We start from the raw sequence: 18152 nt of genomic DNA, 5'->3' as shown, positions 1-18152 counted from the left end.
CGGGACGTCTGTTTAAATCATGACCAGGCCGGTAACGGCGGCGTGACATCCGCACATTGTCCGCGGTGACGCAGAAGGTGATCGAGCAGCACAATCGCGGTCATTGCTTCGGCAATCGGCACAGCACGTATCCCGACACAGGGGTCATGACGCCCTTTGGTGATCATTGCCACCTCTTCGCCCTGCCGGTTCAGCGTATTACCGGGAACGGTAATCGATGAAGTCGGTTTCAGGGCAATATGTGCGATGATTGGCTGGCCGCTGCTGATGCCGCCGAGAATGCCGCCCGCGTGATTGCTGGTAAAACCGGTCTGATAAATTTCATCCCGGTTTTCGCTGCCTTTGAGGTTAACCACACCGAATCCATCCCCGATTTCGACACCTTTCACCGCGTTGATGCTCATCAGCGCATGCGACAGATCCGCATCCAGACGATCAAAGACCGGTTCACCCAGACCCGCCGGGACGTTTTCCGCCACTACCGTGACTTTCGCACCGATGGAATCCCCCTCTTTTTTCAGGCCGCGCAGTAATTCATCCAGCGCCTCCAGCTGACGTTCATCAGGACAGAAAAACGGATTTTGCTCCGCCAGTGCCCAGTCGCGGATATCACATTTGATATCCCCCATCTGGGTCAGACAGGCCCGGACTGTCACACCGAATTTCTCATGCAGATACTTTTTGGCAATCGCCCCGGCCGCTACGCGCATCGCCGTTTCACGGGCAGATGAGCGGCCGCCGCCGCGGTAATCCCGAAAGCCGTACTTCTGCTCATAGGTGTAATCCGCATGCCCCGGCCGGAAGAGATCTTTGATGGCACCGTAATCCTGTGAGCGCTGATCGGTATTTTCAATCAGCAGCCCGATACTGGTTCCGGTGGTTTTTCCTTCAAATACCCCTGACAGAATTCTGACCTGATCCGGCTCACGGCGCTGCGTGGTATAGCGGGATGTGCCCGGACGGCGGCGGTCGAGATCTGCCTGCATATCAGCCTCGGTCAGCGCCAGTCCCGGCGGTACGCCGTCAACAATACAACCCAGCGCCGGGCCGTGTGATTCACCAAAGGTGGTTACGCGAAAAAGTTCGCCGATACTGTTTCCGGCCATCGTGTTTTCCTGTCTCTGATTGTGTGCAAGTGAATGGTTTTAACCTGTTTTTATGTTTCTATTCCTACAGGAGGAACGGTTATTTGAAAAGTTTAAAAGCATCATGATGTTCTGCTAATTGATCACGAGTTAACATAAAGACACCGTCTCCCCCGTTTTCAAACGACAGCCAGATAAACGGCACTTCCGGGAATTCGGCCATCAGATGTACCTGACTGTTACCGACTTCACAAATCAGCACCGCATCTTCTGACATATAATCCGGCGCATTGGCGAGGATCCGGCGTACCAGTTTCAGGCCGTCACTGCCTGCAGCCAGCGCCAGCTCTGGTTCTACGCGGAATTCATCCGGTAAATCACTCATATCTTCCGCATCAACATACGGCGGATTGGTGACAATCAGATCATATTTCACCGCAGGCAGATCGTTGAACAAATCTGAACGCATCGGCACCACACGGTGAGATAAGCCATGATTCTCAATGTTCATTTCTGTGACTTCCAGCACATCGGCGGAGATGTCTGCCGCGTCCACTTCCGCATCCGGGAACTCATACGCGCAGGCAATTGCGATACAACCGCTGCCGGTGCAGAGATCGAGAATCGTTTCCGGTTCTGCATCCAGCAATCCTGCAAAGTGATTGTTAATCAGCTCACCAATCGGTGAACGCGGGATCAGCACGCGCTCATCAACATAAAATTCATGGCCGCAGAACCAGGAACGGTTAGTCAGATACGGCACCGGCACACGTTCAGTGATCCGGCGCAGTACGCGCTCCACAATACGGTGACGCTCCGAGGAGGTCAGCCGGGACTGATACAGTTCAGCGGGTAAATCCAGAGGCAGAAACAGTGTCGGCAGTACCAGCTGGAGGGCTTCATCCCAGGCATTATCTGTACCGTGGCCATAGTAAATGTTGGCCGCATTAAAACGGCTCATTGCCCAGCGCAGCATATCCTGCAGCGTGTGAAGCTCACTGACGGCTTCATCAACGTAAATTTTATCCAAAGTGCCTCCGGCGGGGTAAAACAAAATAAGATATCTGATAGCGTAGTTTGCCATGAAGTCGCTGCTAAATCAGCATATCTTGTGAAATGCGCGGCAATTTTCCGGTGGCTCCCGTCAGCGGTGACCGGCAGTATAGCGTCAACATCCTTAAAAAAATCGGTTACACTATGGAAAATAGTAAGTGATGAGATGTTATGAAAAAGAAGACACCCCTGACTGATGATGACCTGAACCTGTTTAAAGAGGCCATCAGCGGGACACGTAAAATCAGACAGGATATTGTGGTGCATCCGAAATCACGGGCTGGTGTGACAAAAATTGCGCCTGAACGGCTGTTACAGGATCAGGTTGATGCCAGTTTCTATTTCTCTGATGAATATCGCCCGAACCTGGATATGGACGGCCCGGCGCGCTATCTGCGGGAAAATGCCAGCCCGTATGAGCTGAAAAAACTGCGTCGCGGGGATTATGTACCGGAGCTGTTTTTGGATCTCCACGGGCTGACTCAGCTTCAGGCCAAGCAGGAAATTGGTGCACTGATAGCCGCAGCACGCCGCGAAAATACCTATTGTGTCTGTATTATGCACGGACACGGCAAGCATGTACTGAAACAACAAACACCGTTATGGCTGGCACAACACCCGGATGTGATCGCCTTTCACCAGGCCCCTAAGGAATGGGGCGGCACTGCCGCATTACTGCTTCTGATTGAGATTGCTGAAACCGCCCGGCGCGAGTAATCAGTCAATCTGCCCGGGACCGCGGTGCCAGAGCAGTGCGCCGCGTCCGTCATCATCCAGTTCAATACAGGCAACAGACGATGTTGCAAACATCGGTGCGGTTTCCTGCGGACACAATGCCGCCACCAGATAACCGACCAGCGGAAGATGCGATACCACCAGCACCCCTTTGTGCCCCTCTTCCGCCAGAAAACGGATATAATCTGCCACGCTCTCCGCATTCCCGGAAGGCGTCAGTCCCGGCATCACCTCTTCCTGAGCCGGTAAACTCAGCGCATCACGGATTTCGGTCAGTGTCTGCTCTGCCCGCAGATACGGGCTGACCAGAACGGTATCAATCTGAACGTGCTGCCCGGCGAGCCATTTTGCCATGCAACGGGAATCTGTTATCCCTTTTGCGGTCAGGGGCCGGACTGAATCACTGGCGGCCTGCAAAGCAGCATCGCCATGTCGCATAATAAGAACTTGCATACGTCACCGTCTGAACAGGACGGATACGGTCATGTCTGAATCCCCGGGCCGTATCACATCAAAGAATGGTCTGTTTAAAATTATCGTTATTTCTGTGTCCCCGTCGGGGGAGGTGAAAGGCATTCTGCCTCAAATTAATCATAATTAAAATGATTCAGCACAGAGATAAACCTGAATTTTGTTCAGAACCTGTTCAGGAAAATGAAACAACCGCTCCGTGTTCCCGGTGACTTCACCGCACTTTCTCAGTAAAAACGGCGGTTATCCGCAGCCCGTTGCTGTAATGCCTCACACGGCGTGAAGCGATCACCGTAACGGGCAGCCAGTGCCGTCAGTTTTTCAGTCATAACGACCGCTGACATACTGTCCATATAGTAAAACGGTCCGCCGAGGAATGGCGGAAATCCGATACCAAATACCGCACCGATATCCCCGTCCGCCGGTGAACGGATAACCTGTTCATCCAGCGCCCTGACCGCCTCATTTAACATCATCATCAGGCAGCGTTCTGTAATTTCCTGTGCTGTCAGGCGCTCCTGCGCGGTGATACCCAGCAGCGGATAAATCGCTTTATCCGCTTTACGCGGCGCTTTTCGGCCACAGCGTTTCCACCACGGCAATGGTGTATAATCATAAAATCCGCGTTTGTTTTTCCTGCCCAGCCGGTTGTCACGGAAAAGCGCATCCAGCTGCGGCGGCAGTGCAAACCGCTCACCAAATGCGGCTTCCAGCACCGGCATAATTTTTGTGCCGACATCAATGCCCACTTCGTCCAGCAGTGCTACCGGCCCTATCGGAAAACCGAAATCAGTCAGTGCCTTATCAATTTTTTCCGGCGGTTCACCTTCCGTCAGGCAACGCAGTGCTTCCGTAATATACGGTGCCAGAATCCGGTTAACATAAAATCCGGCTTTATCACCGACCACAATCGCTGTTTTCCCCTGTCTTCGTGCCAGTTGCAACGTGGTTGCCAGTGTCACAGCATCTGTGCCTTCATGGGGGATAATTTCCGCCAGCGGCATTTTTTCGGCAGGGCTGAAATAATGCAAACCAATCACTTTTTCAGGCCGTGATGCCTTCGCGGCAATATTACGGATTGGCAGTGACGAGGTGTTTGAGGCAAAAATAGTATCCGGTGATGTCACTGCCTCGATCTCAGCAATCATCTGTTGTTTGAGTGCCAGAGATTCGAAAACCGCTTCCGCCACAAAATCAATATGATGAAATCCCCGGTAATCCGTGGTGCCGGCCATACCACTCATCATGTGTGTCCGCTCACGCGGGGAGAGCCGTCTGCGTTTAACCTGTTTGCTCAGGTGCTGCCAGAAAAAAGCCAGTGCTTTATTTACCCCATCCTGCGAAACATCTTTGATTCTGACCGGTAACCCCGCACGCTGACGGGTAATCGTGGCAATCCCTGCCCCCATCAGCCCGCCGCCCAGCACCGCCACATGATGCAGTTCTGCGGGTTTTACCCCATCGGCAGACTCTTTTTTCAGTGCTGTTGAAGCAAAAAAGAGATGACGGAGTGCACCGGATACCGGAGTGACCGCCAGTTTACCGAATGCAGCGGCTTCGGCTTTAAACCCGGCCTCACGGCCTTTTTCCAGGCCGCACTGCACCACGTCAATAATCTGTCCGGCTGCCGGGTAATGTCCGCCACTGCGGCGGCGAACCTGTTTGCGGGTCATACGGAAAATGATATCCCGCAGCCCCTTCATTTTTTCCGTCTTCTGCCGGAAAGGTACCGGAGCCCGCTGTGCCGGGTTTGCCGACAAAGCACGGGCCACCGCGGTTTCCAGTAAAATATCCGGCGGAACAATATCATCAGCCAGGCGCATTTTAACCGCCTGTTTTGCCCGCAACTGCCGCCCGGTCAGCATCATATCCAGTGCAGCCACCAGCCCGACCAAAGCAGGAAGACGTTGTGTCCCACCGGAACCGGGTAACAACCCCAGCTGAACTTCGGGCAGCCCGAGCCGGGTTTTATCGCTGTCAGTAACAACACGGCTGTGACAGGCCATCGCCAGTTCCAGCCCGCCGCCGAGACAACTGCCGTGAATCGCTGCCACCACCGGCAGCGGATAGTTTTCAATCAGGTTAAATAACCGCTGCCCGGATTCAGACAGTGCCTGCGCCTGTGCGGCCTCTGTACATCCGGCGATCATATGAATGTCCGCACCGGCGATGAACGTATCCGGCTTACCGGAGATAATCACCATTGCCCGTAATCCCGGAATTTGCCGGGCATCACGCAGTACGGCCTCAAACTGTGCGGCAAACTCCGCCTTCAGAGTATTCACTTTTTCACCCGGGACATCAATCGTGATGACCCCGGTGTGATCCGGACGCACAGTCAGGCGGAAGGCAGAAGGTGTTTCATCATGTTGTGTCATCATCAGTCTCCCGTCTTATTCTGTTTCCCAGATCATCGCCGCGCCGAGTCCGCCCGCCGCACAGGCCGTGGTCATTGCAAAACCGCCGCCCCGCCGCTGTAACTCGCGTAATGTCTGCGTCACCATCCGGGCACCGGTAGCCGCAAAAGGATGCCCGTAGGCAATTGACCCGCCAAGTACATTAAACCGCGCCGGGTCCACTTCACCAATTGCCGATGTCCGGTTGAGTTTTTCGCGGGCAAAGTCCCCGCTGGCAAAACAATGCAGGTTAGTCAGAACCTGGGCTGCAAAAGCTTCATGCATATCAATCAGTGTCAGGTCAGATAATGTCAGCCCGGCACGATCAAGTGCCAGCGGTGCGGCATACGACGGTCCCAGCAGCATATCTTCCTGCACAGCGTTGCCCGTAAATGCATAACTGCGCAGAAAACCCAGCGGTGTCAGCCCGAGTTGACGGGCGCGGGTTTCGGTCATCATCAATACAGCTGCCGCACCGTCAGTCAGTGGTGTGCTGTTTGCCGCGGTCACCGTGCCGTGACGTTTATCAAATGCCGGTTTCAGTTGTGCATAGCTGCAGGGCAGTGAATTTTTCCGTAAAGTATTATCTTCTTCACAAACCTGACTGAACGGCGGGAAACGGGCTGTCATCACCTCATCGCGCAGGACACCTGATGTCCACGCCTGTGTGGCGGCCTGATGTGACTGGTGGGCAAATGTATCCTGTTCCTGACGGCTGATATGGTAACGTTTTGCCATTTGTTCGGCGGTATCGCCCATGCGCAGGCCGGTGGAATACTCCGCTACCGCCGGGGCAACCGGCAGGAGGTCACGCGGCCGCAATGAGGCCAGTAACCTGAGTTTCTGCGATAATTTCCGGGCTTTACTGAGATCCAGCAATACTCCCGCCAGTTTGCGCGACACGCCGATCGGAAGCACCGACGCAGAGTCCGCCCCGCCCGCTACCGCGATTTTATTCTGACCGCACTGTATCGCCTGTGCCGCATTGGCAATGGCCTGAAAACTGGTGGCACAGGCGCGGGTCACCGAATACGCATCGGTGGTCACCGGCAACTGGGTGCTGAGCACAATTTCACGGGCAATATTGGGCGCGGCCGGCATTTGGATCACCTGGCCGAAAACGACAAGGTCAACCAGTTCTGCCGGAAATGACTGACGAAAAAGAAGTTCCTGCACCACCGCCCGGCCAAGTTCAACCGCCGGGATATCACGGTATACCGTGGACTGCCGGGCAAACGGCGTCCGTAATCCGTCAACAATTGCAATGCGTTCTGCCTGTGCCTGCTTCATTCGTTCATCCTTACATGATGAGAGGTTATCACGAACTGCCGGTGGTCTGACCTGCTGACATTGTTAACATCATGTTGCATTCACGCAATACGGTTAGCTGAAAACTGCGAGGTGGCTCAGGGAAATAAACTTTTTATAACAAAAAGACGATAAAAAAAGCCCCCGTATTCACCGGAGGCCTGAATTCAGTTTGCGTATTGTTCTGGTGAATTAACGCAGACCCAGTTCAAAGATCAGTGTTTCAGCCTGGCAGCTGAAAGTGAAATCCGCTTTCAGCTCGACGCCGTCAGCGGTTTCTTTATATTCGCTGTGGATTTTACATGGTTCAGATGCTGCTGCATTTGCTTTGGCAGTCAGTGCTGCCATCATCTGCTCAGCGTCTGCTTTAGATGCAAATACGCGCTCGAAAGAAGAGGTGCAGCTTTCGTTATCAATAATCGTGCCTACATCCACACAGCAGCATGCCGCGGTTTCTTCTGCGCTGCACAGTTTTTTTTCGTCAGCCATTTCAGTCTCCCGTTAGTTAAAAATAGCCTGCAGTCTTAGTACTGAATCATACCATTTATCAAAGTAAACCATAAAAATTCAATCTATTGTTTGATCTACTCGGGCTAAAGCCACTTTTTGCGTTTAAAAATCACGTTATTGTTAAACTTTTGTTATTCAAATCTCATTTTTACATCTCAATTCGCTTATTTTTGTACAAAAAAATAACATTTCAGTGTACTGATTCTATACTCTGTCAACTGGTCTGATTTGTCATATCCACAAGCAAACATACAATCCAGCGCTACTTCTAACTACCAAAGTAGTACATAAACAAAATAAACAAGAGGGTTTTGGTCATGAACCAGAAAAACCTGTTCACTCGTTCAGCACTTGCAGTGGCAGTTTCATTAACAGCGACTCAGGCTTTTGCGGCGGGTTTTCAATTAAATGAGTATTCCACGTCTGCACTCGGACGTGCGTTTTCAGGGGAAGGTGCCGTGGCAGACGATGCCAGCGTCGGCAGCCGCAACCCGGCAGCAATGACATTATTTGATCGCCCGTCCATGTCCGCCGGTGCGATCATGATCAATCCGTCAGTGGATATCAGCGGCAAGTCCCCGCTGACCGGTAACAGCACGGATGCCAAAGATATCGCACCAAGCGCGGTTGTCCCGAATCTGCATTTTATTATGCCGATTAATGAAAAATGGTCAGTCGGCGCATCAACCACCACAAACTTCGGCCTGGCAACTGAGTTCAAAGATAATTACTCCGCCGGTGCTATCGGCGGGAAAACCGATCTCGTTACTGCCAACTTTAACGTGGCCGGTGCTTACCGTCTGAATGACAATTTCAGCTTTGGTCTGGGGTTGAATGCGGTTTACGCTGATGCGGAAATTTCGCGTCATACCGGTGAGTTAGGCCAGGTTGCAGCCGGACTGACCAAAAATCCTGCGTTAGCAAAAATTCCTGCAAACTCTAACCTCGCCAAACTGAAAGGTGATGGCTGGGGTTACGGCTGGAATGCGGGGATGTTATATGAGCTGGATAAAGATAACCGTTTCAGTCTGACTTACCGCTCTAAAGTCACTGTGAAATTTAAAGACGGTGATTTCACCCAAAACATTCCGGGTCTGGTTGACCGCTCCACCAAAGGTAAACTGGATCTGAATTTACCGGATATCTGGGAATTCTCCGCTTATCACCGCGTTGCACCAAAATGGGCGGTTCATTATACCTTTGCTTACACCGGCTGGGATTCATTCCGGGAACTGAAAGCGACAGATAAAGGCAACGGTGACGTCCTGTTTGAAAAACATGAAGGTTTCAAAAATGCCTACCGCGTGGCATTAGGTACCACCTATTATCATGACGATAACTGGACTTTCCGTGGTGGTATTGCCTTTGATGACAGTCCGGTTCCGGCGAACAACCGTTCCATTTCTATTCCGGATCAGGATCGTATCTGGTTCAGCCTGGGTTCAACCTACGCCTTTAACAAAGATGCCTCTGTTGATGTCGGCGTTGCTTATATGCACGGACGTAAAGTTAATATTTCTGAGCCGCTGATGAGTAAAGATCAGCTTGCAACTATCGGAGGCAAATTGGGTAATCCGAACCTGCAATTACCAAATTACGAATTCAGCTCCTCCGGTAAAGCCTGGTTATACGGCGTTAACTTTAACTACAGCTTCTGATTTTTCCGGCTGAATGCATAAAAAAAGTTCTGGTCACTGACCAGAACTTTTTTGTTTATCTGTACCCGTGCATTATTCGCTGTCGATAGAATCCAGGTCATCAGCAATTGCTGCCGCATTCGGGTTTTCCTGTACTTTCAGTTCTCCGCCTGATGCCAGGAAATCATTACGCTGGAAATAGGCTTCACGCATCATCAGATACGGGTCACTGGAATTATGCAGCACCCCTTCCGCATCCAGTGCCTGTGCACGGTTATCGATACCTTCAATAGCCCATTTACCGACGCCCATCCAGATAGTCAGATAACTCAGCATCGGATACGTGGTATCCAGCCAGTCGCCGCCATCCACACGCGGTGTCCAGCCGCCGTAGCCCGGGATAACCACATAAGGCCCGTACCCGACCCCGTAGTTTCCTAAGGTATTACCAAAACGGGCCGGTTCTGTTTTTGCCAGTTCCGGGTTTGCCATCGACGCAACATCAATCAGACCGCCCAGACCAAAGACCGTGTTGAGGAAGAAGCGGTTAAAATGCTTAAATCCCTGGTAAAAATCGCCGCGCAGAAAGTTATTGACCATACTGGCCGGTTCTCCGAGGTTACCGAGGAAATTAATCGTGCCGTTGCGCGCCGGTGTCGGCACATAATCACGCCAGGCCACTGCCACCGGCCTGAGCACGTAAGGATCCAGCACGTTATAGTTAAAATTGAACATTGAGCGGTTAAATCCTTCGAGCGGATCACTGCGCGTTCCCGGTGTCTGATCCGAACTTGCGCACCCGCCAATCAGCAGCACCGCAGCAAGTGTCAGGCCACTTACCTGATACTTCATATGTTTCTCCATGGCAAAACGTGAGCACAATTTACCGTTTCACGTATCTATAATAAGTCAATATTACCCGGATTTTGTATATTTGTGTATGTAAATCATGCCGAAATTACCGGGTTACCCCGATAGCACAGAGTGGTATCCTGCTCTTACGGTCAGTTTTTATCAGCAATACAGGAGCCATCATGAATAAAAAAACCGGATTTATTGGTTGCGGGAATATGGGGAAAGCCATCCTTAATGGCCTGATTTCAGGGAAAATCATCACCCCTGATACTGTTTTTGTGCATAACCACAGCCCGGCCAGTACAGACCGCGTGGCTCAGGAATTCGGTGTTCACGGCGAAGCACAGGCTCAGCGGGTAGCGGAACAATCCGATATTATTTTTATAGGTGTAAAGCCTTATGCCGTTCCCGGTGTACTGCGTGATATTTCCCCTTGCCTGAAAGCGGATACCCTGATTGTTTCGATGGCCGCCGGTGTCACACTGGAAGTTCTGGAAGCCGCCCTGCCGCCATCCGCCAAAGTGGTCCGTCTGATGCCGAATACCCCCGCGCTGGTCAACGCCGGGATGACATCCGTTACCGTAAATGCTTATCTGACAGATGAAGAAACTGAGCTGGTGATGTCATTGTGCCGCAGTTTCGGACGCGCCGAATTAGTGCCGGAATCGCTGATCGATGCCGTGATTGGTGTCAGCGGTTCCTCACCGGCTTATGTTTTTATGTTTATTGAAGCAATGGCGGACGCCGCAGTGGCAAGCGGTATGCCGCGTAAACAAGCCTATGAATTTGCGGCACAGGCGGTTATGGGTGCGGCAAAAATGGTTCTCGAAACCGGTAAACATCCGGGTGAACTGAAAGATATGGTCTGCTCGCCGGGGGGGACCACGATTGAAGCGGTCACCAAACTGGAAGAAATGGGTTTACGTCAGGCGGTGATAGCCGGTGTCCGCAGTGCGACAGAAAAGTCACAGGAAATGAGCCGTAAATAATGGCCGGATACCGGAACCGGCAATCCCCCTGCCGATTCCGGTCCGTTCAGTTGATCACTGCCCTGTCAGTTACCTTTGGCCTGTGATAAATATTTCTGCATCTCATCTTCAGGAACCATGCCGCCGCCGGTTGCCCAGACCAGATGTGAGGCATTCGCCATCACTTCCGGTGTCAGGGCGTTAGCCTGTAAATAGGCTTTATTCCGGGCGATATGCACACAACCGGGCATGCCCGCTAACGCGGAAGGCTCCAGCCTGATGGCTTCAGTCTGATCAAGCAATCCTAACAGGTTATACATTTCCGCATCGTCAATGGTGTAATAACCGTCGATCAGCCGCTCCATGGCCCGGCCGACAAATCCGGATGCCCGGCCGACCGCGAGGCCATCTGCTGCAGTAATATTATCAATACCGATTTCCTGAACAGAGACGGCATCATGAAGACCGGTATGCACCCCGAGTAACATACAGGGCGAATGTGTCGGTTCCGCAAAGAAACAATGCACCGCATCACCAAACGCCAGTTTTAATCCGAAGGCAACACCACCGGGGCCCCCGCCGACACCGCAGGGCAAATACACAAACAGCGGATGCTGCTCATCAACGGTAATTCCTTTTTCAGCAAATTGCTTTTTCAGCCGCAGACCCGCCACCGCATAGCCTAAAAAGAGTGTGGAGGAGTTTTCATCATCAATAAAGAAGCAGGACGGATCTTTTTCTGCCTCTTTGCGCCCCTGCTCCACCGCGATACTGTAATCCTGTTCATATTCAACAACATTGACACCATGAGAACGTAATTTGTCTTTTTTCCATTGTCTGGCATCCGCAGACATATGCACACTGACACTGAAACCCAGCTTCGCGCTCATAATGCCGATGGACATCCCTAAATTACCGGTTGATCCGACGGCAATACGATACTGACTGAAAAACTGCCTGAACTCATCGGAGAATAGCACCGCATAATCATCACCGGTTGACAGCAACCCGGCGTCCAGCGCTAATTTTTCCGCATGAGTCAGCACTTCATAGATCCCGCCGCGAGCTTTTATTGAACCGGAGATCGGCAGATGACTGTCTTTCTTGAGATACATTTTCCCTGCCAGCGGCGTCTGATAACGCGCCGCAAGAGCGGCCTGCATATCAGGAATCGCTGCCGTCTCAGATTCAATGATCCCCTGCGTGGCCTGCGTTTCAGGAAAGGCTTTCATCAGATACGGAGCAAAGCGGGCTAAGCGGGCCTCTGCATCCTGCACATCCTCAAGCGTCAATCCCACATACGGTAATCCCGCTTCCGTGGTGGTTACGCCGGGGTTAAACCAGGCCACCGGTGTTAAATCAATCAGTTCCTGAATCAATGGATAGTCAGCAATTAACTTTTCAATATTAATCTGAGTCATCATTACTCTCTTTTAAATCACATAGGAAAGTGCAAAAGTGCCGGTCAGCGCGACAACGGACGCAATCAGCGTGGCGACACTGTAATAACGGAATGTTTCCGCCAGCGTGGCATTACAATATTGTTTAACCAGCCAGAATAAGGAATCAGTCACAATGGTGCAGCCGATTGCCCCGGAGCCGATTGCCAGGGTCATAATTTCAGGGCTGATGTGCGGGTACAGCGGCATCAGCGGAGCAACTATCGCGGTCGCGCCCATCATGGCGACCGTTGCTGATCCGACTGCGGCATGAAGAATGATAGCCACCAGCCAGGCAAGTAAAATCGGATGTATATCGATACCGGACAGCACCAGAGCCAGAGAATCACTCAGCCCGCTGCCTTTCAGGATGCCGTTAAATGCACCGCCGGCTCCGATAATCAATAAAATATTCGCAATCGAGCTAAAGCTCTCTTCCGTTTTGCTGAGCAGCACGCTCATTCCCATATTACGGCGGATACCCAATACGTAATAAGCGGCAAACGCGGCAATAAACATGGCGGTTATCGGATTACCGATAAACTGTAAAAAGGTGAATAACGGGCTATTTTTGCTCATGTTTAAATCTGCGGTTGTTTTAATCAGCATGAGCACAATCGGCAGCAGAACCGTAAATAACGCCGCGCCTAATGAGGGTAAATCTTTCTCTTCACGGACTTTCAGGTCAGCAAATGCAGCCGGTACGACTTTGAACGGTAAACGATCCCCCAAAAATTTCAGGAACAGTGGTCCGCCAATCAGTGAAGCAACCAGTCCCGCCGCTAACCCGGCCACAATAACAGTGCCGATATCCGCGCCGAGTTCATTGGTGACAAACAACGCAGCGGGATGCGGCGGAATAATGCAGTGTACGGCCATCAGCGCCGTACATAACGGGATCGCCAGTTTTAATAATGAGGTGTTTGTTTTTTTTGCAATCGAAAATGCCAGCGGGATCAGTAATACAACCCCGACCTCGACAAACAGCGTGATACCACAGATAAGACCGATCAATATCATAGTGACATCGGGACTTAACCAGCGGCACTTTTCCAGCGTAATCCCGATTCGCTCAGCAGCGCCGGATATTTCCATCATCTTTCCGAGTATCGTTCCCAGTCCGATAATGGCCGCCAAAAATCCGAGTGTCCCGCCAATCCCGTTTTCAATGGCGCTGACCATATCCTGCGGTTCCATATTCATGGCGATACCGACAAAAAAGCTGGTGAGCAATAATGCTAAAAACGGGTGAAACTTAAATTTAATAATTGAAATAACGATCAGCAAAATACTGAAAACCAGCGTGCCGATCATCCACATTACAGAATCCATATCCTACCCCTGGTTATATTGTTGTTGTGCATTCATTGGATAATAAATAGTCAGGGGTGACAAACGATGAAAGCAGGGCTTTGGATTAGCTGAATTAACTCAAATGCGTGACATTCGTCAAAATCAGCACTTTTTTCGCGAACTGCATCATATAAATTCACCTTAAACGCGGTATTCTTTATGTGAAAGACATCCGGCGTAATAAAAGAGAGAGGCTATGTCATCGGAGATAAACCGGTATGAACCGTCAGGATCCCTGCGGCGAAACAAGCGGGTATCAAGCCATCAGCTGTCACGTCTGCATACTTTCGAAGCGGCGGCACGGCACAGTTCATTTGCTCTGGCAGCACAGGAACTGGCGCTGACTCCCGGCGCGGTAAGCCACCGTATCAATACCCTCGAAAATGAGCTGGGCTTCCGGTTATTTGAGCGTTTTCACCGGCGGGTTGAACTCACATCAGACGGTGAACGCATCTACTGGGCATTACGGAAAAACCTGGATGATATTAACCAGGAAATCATTGATATTAAAAATCAGGAAATCTCCGGTGAGTTAACCGTCTATTCCCGCCCGTCACTGGCGCAATGCTGGCTGATTCCGGGGATCGCGGATTTCACAGAGCAGTACCCGGCTATTCAGCTGAACCTGCTGACAGGTAATGATGATGTCAATTTTCGCGGCTATGGTATTGATATCGCAATTTATTACGATGATATATCAAGACCTAACCTCTATTGCGACGATTTGATGTCAGAATCAGTCGTGCCGGTATGCAGCCCGGAATATGCAAAGCGTTATGATCTGTATAACAATCTTCATCAGCTCAGGAACTGCATGTTATTGCATGATCGCCAGGCATGGAGCAGTAACTCAGATTATGATGAATGGAAAGCATGGAGTGAACACTATCAGCCTGATTTGTTCCCGCACCGGCGCAATCTGTGTTTTGATCGTTCAGATTTGGCGATTGTGGCGGCAATGAACCATGCCGGTGTCGCGATGGGACGTAAACAACTGGTGGAAAAACGTATTCAGAGCAGGATGCTGGTAATGCCGTTCGGCGATATTTCACTGACATGCAGGCAGCGATATTACTTTGCGATGCTTGGTGACAGGCGAAACCCGAAAGCCGATATTTTTATTTCGTGGCTGAAACAAAAGGTTACGAAGACATTACCATAAATACAATCAGACACCCCGGAGCCAGCAGGTAATGCACCCAATCTGCACATCCGGGACCGGCACCCCACATAAAAAATGCAACGGTAACCGGAAACGAAGAAAAAACAAAGCGGAAATAAAGACTTGATAGAATACGGGGTTGAGCGGTAACATATGACCCGCCGCAAAAACCGGTCATACAATCAGATATCATGTCCTCTTAGTTAAATGGATATAACAAGCCCCTCCTAAGGGCTAATTGCAGGTTCGATTCCTGCAGGGGACACCAGTACCGGATAACCCCGCATTACCCTCCGTTACCAGCGCCCCTTGAAAAATCAGCACTTCACAGAATTCACCGTTACCAACCATAACCACACGTTACTTGACTGAACCGCAATTTTGCGGGCATATTTGTGGGCATCAAAACGGAGTCAACCCAAAGGTGCCCACATGCTGACAATAAAACAGATAGAAGCGGCCAAGCCGAAAGAGAAGTCATACCGATTGTCAGATAGTGGTGGGCTGTTTCTTTTCATCTCAAAAGGTGGCGGAAAAATTTGGCGCTTCCGGTATCGCAAAGACGGGAAAGAGCAAACTCATGTCATCGGTTCATATCCGGAAATATCATTGATAGAAGCCCGTAAACTTCACGCCTCAGCAAAATCAATTCTCGCTACCGGCGGGTCACTGGAAACAAAGAAGGAAGCATCACAAGAAGAAAGCATCATCACTTTTGAAAGTGTTTTCCGTGAATGGTACGAGTTTAAAAAAGAGGTATGGTCTGCCGGTTACAGGAAAGAAATGCTATCCATGTTTAATGATGATGTCTTACCGATTATCGGAGAGGAAGACATTGCAACTATGGATCCGCTACGTGTTGTAGATGTGATACGCCACTTCGAGAGCCGTGGCGCAATGGAAAGAGCGAGCAAAGCCCGCCGGCGCTGTGGTGAGGTATTCCGTTATGCGGTTATAACAGGACGCTCTAAATACAACCCTGCCCCTGACCTGGTTGATGCTGAACGCGGATATCGGAAAAAACATTATCCATTCCTTACCAAAGAGCAGATACCCGCCTTTAATAAAGCATTGTTGTCTTTCTCCGGAAGCGCTATCAGTAAAATAGCCACGCAGGTTTTACAATATACTGCGCTCAGAACCAAAGAACTCCGGTCTATGCAATGGTCAGACGTCGATTTTGGAAACAAGGTGATCACCATATCTTCCGAAGTAATGAAAAGCAGGAAGCCGCATGTCGTACCGATGTCAGACCAGGTTGTCGCACTGATGGAGCAGATTAAACCTATGACATCAGGAATATCAGACCTGGTTTTCCCCGGAAGAAATGATAAAAGAAAGCCAATAAGTGAAAATGCTGTATTACTGGTAATCCGGCAAATAGGTTTTGACGGAATAGCAAGCGGCCACGGATTCCGTCACCAGTTCAGCACTATACTTAATGAAAACGGGTTTGACTGTGACCTGATAGAGCGACAGCTTGCCCACGTTGACCGTAACGCAATACGCGGCATCTATAATCATGCCGAATACCTTGATCAGCGCAGAAATATGATGCAGTGGTTCGCTGACTATATTGATGAAATCTCAAAGTAACAGGAAACCAACATGCACAACCTCGCCAACCTGCCGCAAGACGAAAAAGACAAAATTAATGCCGATTTAGCCGCATCTGGTATCGCGTACAAAGAAAGACTCGGACTGCCGTATGATCTGTACGAAACAGAAAGCCAGCAGCCCGAGCACTTACGCCCGTACTTTAAAGAGAGACTGGAGCACTACAGGGAGATCGGGAAAAGGTTTCCGCGCGGGTTTGAGCATGAGAAGGAGTGATTAACGCCAAGCCTGAACAAATATATTTAGTGACCCTGCTGTATCCGTTGCTCCGGTTGTAGTATTAACTATCCTTGCAACGGCGGTTAAACTACCGTATGTGTCAAAATGCACTGAGCGGACAAAAGGATTCGGCACTGCGACAGCGCTAAAATCAGGAACTGCAACAATATGTTTCGGAGCAAAGCCAAAATTAATGATATCCCCGCTTTTTACTGCCAGGTGTTTACCAATGTAATCTGGCGCGTTACTGATTTTGTGTGTCCTGATTACCTTGCCATTGCCGAAGATATCTATTTTCGTGAACGCGCCAAGCGGGTCGTTAAGATAAACAACAGCATTACCGGCAACATATAAATGCCTTATGTTTGCTCCCTCTCCGATTACTGTTGGCATATTAATATGCACAACAGCAGAATCCTGAACTCTGACAAGATAGGTGTTGGTGCTGCCTGGTGCGCCTGCTGGTGACGCAAACTGAGGACTGTTCAAAATAACCTCAGAGCTGGAGAGTATCGTTACTGCCGCCTGGTTTACGCCAAGATAACCGGCATCCTGTTCAAAATTGGGGGAGTTAAAAATTACGCCTTTTGACCCCAATCCTATTAATACGTGCCGCGCACCCGTTGACCCTGAGTTATAGCAGTTAAACACCGCACCTTTAACACCTGCGATATTAAGCCCCAACTCGGATGGTGCAGATGAATAACAGTTATTGAACACGTTCTGAATGAGTCCACCGCCGCCGGTTAAGTCAAAGCTGATTCGGCACTCATTGGCACGAACATTATCAAATGTACATGAGAAATCAGTGGCACCGGCTTTGTAACCAATATCGAATTTATTCAGATACAGGTCAGATAACCGGCAATTAACCATCCCCCAAGTGTTACCATCAATACCACGTCCGGCTGTTGGCGATTCTGTGGCAATGGTCATTTTTGATATTTCGCCACCACGAACGATCTGAGATGACATCACAATGCCTGACTGACCAGAAGGAACATTAACGATAGTTGACTGACTACCCGACCCGATCAGACCGAACCCTGATTTCCATGTGAAGTTTCCCGTAAATGCCCCAGCCGGAACAGTAAACAGGACAGGTTTATCTGCCGTTGATATGTGGTCATTTACCGGTGTTAAATCATCACCTGATACACCATACCCGCGAACACTGTTAAAGCGCCGCCAATCTTCCCTATCAAAAAATGACTTTAAGGTATCACCACCAACGCCAACCAAACTACCGTCACCGCTTATCAAATCAGACCTTAATGCCGCATCACCAACACCAATCCACGCCCCCATGCCAACACCGCCAGCAGACTCAGGCGTTGACCCGGC

Annotated in this window: 15 protein-coding genes, 1 tRNA gene and 1 pseudogene; 7 read left to right on the top strand and 10 right to left on the bottom strand. The window is 50.4% G+C overall.

Annotation, left to right across the window (positions count from 1 at the left end; all coding sequences use genetic code 11):
* Positions 1-17: 17 nt before the first annotated feature.
* Positions 18-1106: a chorismate synthase gene (aroC, locus tag U868_RS0120560; RefSeq protein WP_025154916.1), complete on the bottom strand. Its 1089-nt coding sequence runs from the start codon at positions 1104-1106 to the stop codon at positions 18-20.
* A 79-nt stretch (positions 1107-1185) separates the two neighbouring features.
* Positions 1186-2115 carry a 50S ribosomal protein L3 N(5)-glutamine methyltransferase gene (gene prmB, locus U868_RS0120555; RefSeq protein WP_025154915.1) on the bottom strand — a complete coding sequence of 310 codons (930 nt, stop codon included), beginning with the start codon at positions 2113-2115 and terminating at the stop codon, positions 1186-1188.
* Between the two features lie 194 nt (positions 2116-2309).
* Here prmB and smrB point away from each other — a divergent pair, with 194 nt between their 5' ends.
* The gene (gene smrB / locus U868_RS0120550; protein ID WP_025154914.1) at positions 2310-2855 is read left to right on the top strand and encodes an endonuclease SmrB; all 546 of its coding nucleotides are present in this window, start codon (positions 2310-2312) and stop codon (positions 2853-2855) included.
* Here the strand turns inward: smrB and sixA are convergent, their stop codons facing one another.
* The 4 genes from sixA to U868_RS0120525 form a co-directional block, all read right to left on the bottom strand.
* Positions 2856-3326, bottom strand: a complete 471-nt coding sequence (sixA, locus tag U868_RS0120545; protein WP_029991407.1) for a phosphohistidine phosphatase SixA — start codon at positions 3324-3326, stop codon at positions 2856-2858.
* Between the two features lie 245 nt (positions 3327-3571).
* Positions 3572-5725, bottom strand: a complete 2154-nt coding sequence (gene fadJ, locus U868_RS0120535; protein ID WP_025154913.1) for a fatty acid oxidation complex subunit alpha FadJ — start codon at positions 5723-5725, stop codon at positions 3572-3574.
* 12 nt (positions 5726-5737) lie between these two features.
* Positions 5738-7030: an acetyl-CoA C-acyltransferase FadI gene (gene fadI, locus U868_RS0120530; RefSeq protein WP_025154912.1), complete on the bottom strand. Its 1293-nt coding sequence runs from the start codon at positions 7028-7030 to the stop codon at positions 5738-5740.
* A gap of 210 nt (positions 7031-7240) precedes the next feature.
* The gene (locus tag U868_RS0120525) at positions 7241-7537 is read right to left on the bottom strand and encodes a YfcZ/YiiS family protein (protein WP_025154911.1); all 297 of its coding nucleotides are present in this window, start codon (positions 7535-7537) and stop codon (positions 7241-7243) included.
* A gap of 338 nt (positions 7538-7875) precedes the next feature.
* Between U868_RS0120525 and fadL the strand changes: the two genes are divergently transcribed.
* Entirely contained in the window at positions 7876-9216 is a 1341-nt protein-coding gene (gene fadL, locus U868_RS0120520; RefSeq protein ID WP_025154910.1) for a long-chain fatty acid transporter FadL, read from the top strand.
* Positions 9217-9288: 72 nt separating this feature from the next.
* Here fadL and mlaA read toward each other — a convergent pair whose 3' ends face one another.
* Positions 9289-10047, bottom strand: coding sequence for a phospholipid-binding lipoprotein MlaA (mlaA, locus tag U868_RS0120510; protein WP_025154909.1), 759 nt, complete (start codon positions 10045-10047; stop codon positions 9289-9291).
* Between the two features lie 182 nt (positions 10048-10229).
* On the opposite strand from mlaA, the gene proC reads away from it, so the two are divergent.
* On the top strand, positions 10230-11039 hold the full coding sequence (gene proC / locus U868_RS0120505) for a pyrroline-5-carboxylate reductase (RefSeq protein ID WP_025154908.1): 810 nt from the start codon (positions 10230-10232) through the stop codon (positions 11037-11039).
* Positions 11040-11104: 65 nt separating this feature from the next.
* On the opposite strand, the gene U868_RS0120500 is transcribed toward proC, so the two are convergent.
* Both U868_RS0120500 and dsdX read right to left on the bottom strand, forming a co-directional pair.
* Positions 11105-12439 (bottom strand): D-serine ammonia-lyase, encoded by a 1335-nt coding sequence (locus U868_RS0120500; protein ID WP_025154907.1) that lies wholly within the window; start codon positions 12437-12439, stop codon positions 11105-11107.
* A gap of 12 nt (positions 12440-12451) precedes the next feature.
* On the bottom strand, positions 12452-13789 hold the full coding sequence (gene dsdX / locus U868_RS0120495; protein ID WP_025154906.1) for a D-serine transporter DsdX: 1338 nt from the start codon (positions 13787-13789) through the stop codon (positions 12452-12454).
* A gap of 217 nt (positions 13790-14006) precedes the next feature.
* Between dsdX and dsdC the strand changes: the two genes are divergently transcribed.
* The 4 genes from dsdC to U868_RS0120475 all read left to right on the top strand — a co-directional run bounded on the left by dsdC (position 14007) and on the right by U868_RS0120475 (position 16805).
* On the top strand, positions 14007-14972 hold the full coding sequence (gene dsdC, locus U868_RS0120490) for a DNA-binding transcriptional regulator DsdC (protein ID WP_025154905.1): 966 nt from the start codon (positions 14007-14009) through the stop codon (positions 14970-14972).
* Between the two features lie 193 nt (positions 14973-15165).
* Positions 15166-15240: transfer RNA gene (locus U868_RS0120485), tRNA-Arg, on the top strand.
* A 164-nt stretch (positions 15241-15404) separates the two neighbouring features.
* A complete protein-coding gene (locus U868_RS0120480; RefSeq protein WP_025154904.1) occupies positions 15405-16568 on the top strand; it encodes a tyrosine-type recombinase/integrase in 1164 nt (387 codons plus the stop codon).
* Between the two features lie 12 nt (positions 16569-16580).
* The gene (locus U868_RS0120475) at positions 16581-16805 is read left to right on the top strand and encodes a DNA polymerase III subunit theta (RefSeq protein ID WP_025154903.1); all 225 of its coding nucleotides are present in this window, start codon (positions 16581-16583) and stop codon (positions 16803-16805) included.
* Here the strand turns inward: U868_RS0120475 and U868_RS23805 are convergent.
* Positions 16806-18152, bottom strand: a pseudogene (locus U868_RS23805) (hypothetical protein); the annotation flags it as partial.

This window comes from Morganella morganii H1r, from assembly GCF_000633515.1.
Taxonomy (GTDB): Bacteria; Pseudomonadota; Gammaproteobacteria; order Enterobacterales; family Enterobacteriaceae; genus Morganella; species Morganella morganii_B.
This window is presented reverse-complemented; position numbering and strand designations above follow the sequence as displayed.

Bases quoted from the DNA above. Each gene is read 5' to 3' on its own strand.
- aroC (WP_025154916.1), bottom strand. From the start codon at position 1,106: ATGGCCGGAAACAGTATCGGCGAACTTTTTCGCGTAACCACCTTTGGT.
- smrB (WP_025154914.1), top strand. From the start codon at position 2,310: ATGAAAAAGAAGACACCCCTGACTGATGATGACCTGAACCTGTTTAAA.
- sixA (WP_029991407.1), bottom strand. From the start codon at position 3,326: ATGCAAGTTCTTATTATGCGACATGGCGATGCTGCTTTGCAGGCCGCC.
- fadJ (WP_025154913.1), bottom strand. From the start codon at position 5,725: ATGATGACACAACATGATGAAACACCTTCTGCCTTCCGCCTGACTGTG.
- fadI (WP_025154912.1), bottom strand. From the start codon at position 7,030: ATGAAGCAGGCACAGGCAGAACGCATTGCAATTGTTGACGGATTACGG.
- U868_RS0120525 (WP_025154911.1), bottom strand. From the start codon at position 7,537: ATGGCTGACGAAAAAAAACTGTGCAGCGCAGAAGAAACCGCGGCATGC.
- fadL (WP_025154910.1), top strand. From the start codon at position 7,876: ATGAACCAGAAAAACCTGTTCACTCGTTCAGCACTTGCAGTGGCAGTT.
- mlaA (WP_025154909.1), bottom strand. From the start codon at position 10,047: ATGAAGTATCAGGTAAGTGGCCTGACACTTGCTGCGGTGCTGCTGATT.
- proC (WP_025154908.1), top strand. From the start codon at position 10,230: ATGAATAAAAAAACCGGATTTATTGGTTGCGGGAATATGGGGAAAGCC.
- U868_RS0120500 (WP_025154907.1), bottom strand. From the start codon at position 12,439: ATGACTCAGATTAATATTGAAAAGTTAATTGCTGACTATCCATTGATT.
- dsdX (WP_025154906.1), bottom strand. From the start codon at position 13,789: ATGGATTCTGTAATGTGGATGATCGGCACGCTGGTTTTCAGTATTTTG.
- dsdC (WP_025154905.1), top strand. From the start codon at position 14,007: ATGTCATCGGAGATAAACCGGTATGAACCGTCAGGATCCCTGCGGCGA.
- U868_RS0120480 (WP_025154904.1), top strand. From the start codon at position 15,405: ATGCTGACAATAAAACAGATAGAAGCGGCCAAGCCGAAAGAGAAGTCA.
- U868_RS0120475 (WP_025154903.1), top strand. From the start codon at position 16,581: ATGCACAACCTCGCCAACCTGCCGCAAGACGAAAAAGACAAAATTAAT.